Raw genomic sequence first — 3,233 nt, forward strand, 5'->3', positions numbered from 1 at the left:
CGAGGAGCGGGACGCTCGGTCATGGCGAGGAGCGGGACGCTCGGTCATGGCGAGGAGCGGATGATCATTGCGGCCTGCTCGAGCCCGCCTGACCTGCCAAGCTGCTTCACATCGCCGCGCGGCTCGCCAGAAGCAGCAGGCCGCGATCTCCGACCAAGCACTGTCGGTACCGTAGCGATGAGAGCGCAGGTGACAGTGGGACCGCTCACGCACTCGGCACTGCCTCGGCAGCAGCCTTCAAGACCTGGAGATCACGACCCTTGCCTAGTAACGAGTTCCATGGCATCGGCCAAGCCCGAGAGGAGGCCAACTTGAAGAAGATTGGTGAACTGTCGGAAGAGGCGAAGCTCCTTTTGCCGGGCGATCCGATTCGAGCGCGAGTTGTCAGCGACCTGGATCTTCATAAGGTGGGCGAGCTTATCGGCTGGTCTCAGCTGTCCCGAAGCGGTGAAATGAGTTCAATCTACAACTTGCATGGAGTTGAAAACGCTATCCTGGAAGAAATCTACTCCAATACAGGATATACCCTGGGTGTCGAGCACGATCCTATTGGAGATTCCTTCAGTAGCGCAGACAAAGGCGCCGGGGCATTAACTGAGACGTTCTACTACCTATTGCTTGGCGTAGACGGCGATGATCTAAAGATCAGATCACTGCCCATAACGCGAGTCGCCAAACTTTACTCAGAGTGGGGTTCCCAGTTCTACCGCCATAAGCGCACTCAGCTCACCTTTACACGCTGGGCTGCGAGTTCCTAGCCAGCGCAGGTCTTGGTCTTACTGCGGGCCTTCCTGCTCATCGACAGAGAAGGTCCGAACTGCAGCACTATGGTCCTGCACCTGCTGCACGTTGAGCGCCCGATTCGCCGCCGACTCATTGGCATCTTCGTCGGCGGCAACGGCATGTTCTGCGCGGAGCGCGTCAAGCTCGGCAATTTCTTGCTGCGTGAGAGGCTCTTGGTTCACCTGAACTCCATCCCTTGATTGCTCACCCGTTGCTCCCGACATCCCGACCGTCATCACAGTCGCCAGCCCCACAACGAGGCAAAGGGATTTCAGGCTCATCTTTGGCGCCCCTTTCACCGGGATGCGTCTGCCTACCGAGTCGGATTGTACCCGTCGTGCCCCGGGTGTGGCAGACCCATGCGAGGGACAGAGACGGCGCCAGCCGCAGCGAACCGCGGCTGGCGCCGTCACCAGTACACCTGGCATCTAGAAGGGTACGGCCGTCACGAGAAAGCGGTCGCCGTTGATGACACGGTTGCCTCCGTAGAACTTCGACATGAAAGTTCCCTGGATGTCCTGCTCGCCCTTGATGTCCTCCTGGCGGGTGGGAACCATGCAGCGGCTCGCGCCGGTCGACCCGCTCACGGTCGTGGATCCAGGAGTGTTCGGGCAGATGTTGGGGAAGGTGCGAACGTCCACACCGTTACGACCCCCCTGCTGCGTCGAAGCGAACGGGTACTCATCGCAGCTCAGACCCGACACCCGGATGCTTGAGGGGCACACCTCCGCGCGCCGGCGATCACGCGCCGTGGTGTCCGTGTCTCGATTCAAGAAGGCCGAAAGCTTGCTCCCGATGGCCGCAGAAATGTGCTTAGTGATCAGCGGCATTCCGCTGCTCGAGTCGTATTTCATCTGGGCCGTTGCGCCGTAGGTCACGCAGCCACGCTTACGGCCGGGAGTGTTGTTATCGCATCGGACTTGCGCGATCGCCAACTGATCGGTGTAGACCTCCGGTGCGGCGGTGCTCCTCCAGGTGAAGTTCCAAGCCGAGTCGAGCCAGCTTTCGTCACCCTTGGCCTGTTTCGTCGTGTCGTAGGCGGTGTCGACCGTTGTGTACCTATTCAGGACCAGCTTGCCCGCCGTACTGCGAGTGCTGTCCACCTTTTTACAAAAGCCATGGCAGTAAGGGGTGGAGGTGAGGAAGATACTGTTGCCGTCTACACCCGTGATCGAGTACGGGTAGATCCGCACCTCGTCAATCCACTGCGGAGAATCGCTGGCCGCGGCAGCATAGACGTAGCGCAGAATGAACGCCTTCAGAGTCCCCGTAACGGTCCAGACCCCATTGATCTTCCTGCGCACCGCAAAGGCGACGTCGGTGTTCTCGCAACGCACGAACCGGTCCTTGTAGGGCCCGCCATTGATAGGGAGCCTGTCGCAAGCTGCTCGCGCCGAGGTCGATTGCAGTGTTGCGTCGGGGGTGTATTTATCCGTCCCTTGGCCTGAGTTCATGCACAGGGAGTAAGAACCTTCGGTCGCGCTCTGATCGTTCACACACCTGGTTCCTCGCGGGATTACGGGCGCGTCGCCATCTGCCTTACCCGACAGCAGGACGACACCGGCCTTCACCGCTTCGTCCTGGGGGAAGCCAGGGTCGGCTCGGAGTGCTGCGACCTGCTGCTGCTCGTCAGAGGTTGGGTTCAAGCCGCTCGAGGGGTCGGTGTCATCTGCGCGCGCCGTGCCGGCGCTGAGCGTGATGGACATCAGGACGGCAAGGAGCACGGCCATGATGATGAAGACCCGACCGGGGGCACTGGAGGGTGTCAGTCGGTATGCGGGGGCAGACGCGCTTCGCCCTAGGAGCTGGGCCGGGCGTCGCCGAGTGGGCTCGGGCATATGTCTCCTTGCAAGGCGTGGACTGGTGCGGGAGTGCGGCGCGGACAAGGAGCCGCCCGTGGCGACCTCCCAGCCGTCTACTGGCCTCTCGAAGTTGATCTTGATGACTGTCCGAAGCAGTGTTGACCGAACCAGGGCCGCAGCTGAGAACTCTCGATGCCTACGAGGAGAACTTGCCGATCTGACCTAAAAAACCCCCACGGAGGCACGGGTTGTGCCAACATGTGCGCCGCTGCATCGGTACCCGGGGGGATCATGATCACAGAGCGTGAGAAGGCCATGCTCAGACTGGTTGCGGATGGCCTGACCAACCATCAAATCGGAGTTCGGTTGCACTATTCTGACGGCGCGATAAGTCGATGCCTCTCCGAGCTCATGCAGCGTTGGAGCGTCCACAACCGGGCCCACCTGGTCTGGCGAGCACTCGAGATGGGAGCGCTCGCGACCCCTTCACAGCCAGCGGGTAGATAGCGCAGCTGCTGGCGCCCCCGCCATAGCGCAGAGAGCCCCTAAGCAGGGCTGCAGGTCCGCTAGCAACGGCGCCAACGCTGCGTCCAGCTCAGGGTGCACGCAACCAGGATGGCGATCGTGGACTGTGCGGCGCTACCGACC

At 61.3% G+C, this 3,233-nt stretch carries 4 protein-coding genes; 2 read left to right on the forward strand and 2 right to left on the reverse strand.

The features are described 5' to 3' along the window. The first annotated feature begins 311 nt into the window (after positions 1 to 311). On the forward strand, positions 312 to 758 hold the full coding sequence (locus AB1207_RS24335) for a hypothetical protein (RefSeq protein ID WP_367641411.1): 447 nt from the start codon (positions 312 to 314) through the stop codon (positions 756 to 758). Between the two features lie 18 nt (positions 759 to 776). Here AB1207_RS24335 and AB1207_RS24340 read toward each other — a convergent pair whose 3' ends face one another. Together AB1207_RS24340 and AB1207_RS24345 are read right to left on the reverse strand one after the other, a co-directional pair. After that, positions 777 to 1,064: a hypothetical protein gene (locus tag AB1207_RS24340; RefSeq protein ID WP_367641412.1), complete on the reverse strand. Its 288-nt coding sequence runs from the start codon at positions 1,062 to 1,064 to the stop codon at positions 777 to 779. Between the two features lie 147 nt (positions 1,065 to 1,211). Beyond that, positions 1,212 to 2,507 (reverse strand): NucA/NucB deoxyribonuclease domain-containing protein, encoded by a 1,296-nt coding sequence (locus AB1207_RS24345; protein WP_367641414.1) that lies wholly within the window; start codon positions 2,505 to 2,507, stop codon positions 1,212 to 1,214. Between the two features lie 369 nt (positions 2,508 to 2,876). Here AB1207_RS24345 and AB1207_RS24350 point away from each other — a divergent pair, with 369 nt between their 5' ends. Further along, complete coding sequence (locus tag AB1207_RS24350; protein WP_367641416.1) at positions 2,877 to 3,092, forward strand: response regulator transcription factor; 216 nt, start codon at positions 2,877 to 2,879, stop codon at positions 3,090 to 3,092. Positions 3,093 to 3,233: the final 141 nt, after the last annotated feature.

Origin of the sequence: Kineococcus endophyticus, from assembly GCF_040796495.1 — a bacterium.
Taxonomy (GTDB): domain Bacteria; phylum Actinomycetota; class Actinomycetes; order Actinomycetales; family Kineococcaceae; genus Kineococcus; species Kineococcus endophyticus.